The organism is Pseudomonas sp. EA_65y_Pfl1_P113, from assembly GCF_963970525.1.
In the GTDB taxonomy this organism is placed as follows: domain Bacteria; phylum Pseudomonadota; class Gammaproteobacteria; order Pseudomonadales; family Pseudomonadaceae; genus Aquipseudomonas; species Aquipseudomonas tritici.
The window spans coordinates 1-538 of sequence record NZ_CAXAQM010000327.1 but is presented as its reverse complement, the minus strand read 5'-3'; the positions used below and the strand labels follow the sequence as shown (position 1 = coordinate 538).

At 68.4% G+C, this 538-nt stretch carries 1 pseudogene; it reads left to right on the top strand.

The annotated features are described in order from the left end of the window. Positions 1–538: pseudogene (locus AACY52_RS29870) on the top strand (Ti-type conjugative transfer relaxase TraA); the annotation flags it as partial.

The window sequence follows — 538 nt, the reverse complement described above, 5'->3', positions numbered from 1 at the left end:
AGCGCCAGGCCGAGCCGGACAAATCCCGCGTCATCCTCACCCACACCAACGCCGAGGTCCGCGAGCTGAACGAGGAGGCGCGCGGTCGGCTTCGCGCGACCGGCGACCTTGGCGACGACGTGGCGTTCAGCGCCGATCGGGGACCGCGCGACTTCGCGCGCGGCGACCGCTTGATGTTCCTGCGGAACGAGCGGTCGCTGGGGGTAAAGAACGGTACGCTCGGCACGATCGAGCGGGTCAGCCCCGAGGGCATGACCGTCCGGCTGGACGGAGGCCGGAGCGTCGCGTTCGAGGCGAAGGACTATGCCGCGGTCGATCACGGCTATGCGGCGACGTTCCACAAGGCGCAGGGCGTGACGGTCGATCGCGCGCACGTCCTCGCTACGCCGGGCATGGACCGCCACAGCGCCTATGTCGGTCTGTCGCGGCACCGCGACGGCGTTCAGCTGCACTACGGGCAGGACGACTTTGCCGATGAGGCCAAGCTTGTCCAAACGCTGTCGCGCGAGCGGTCCAAAGATATGGCATCCGACTATGC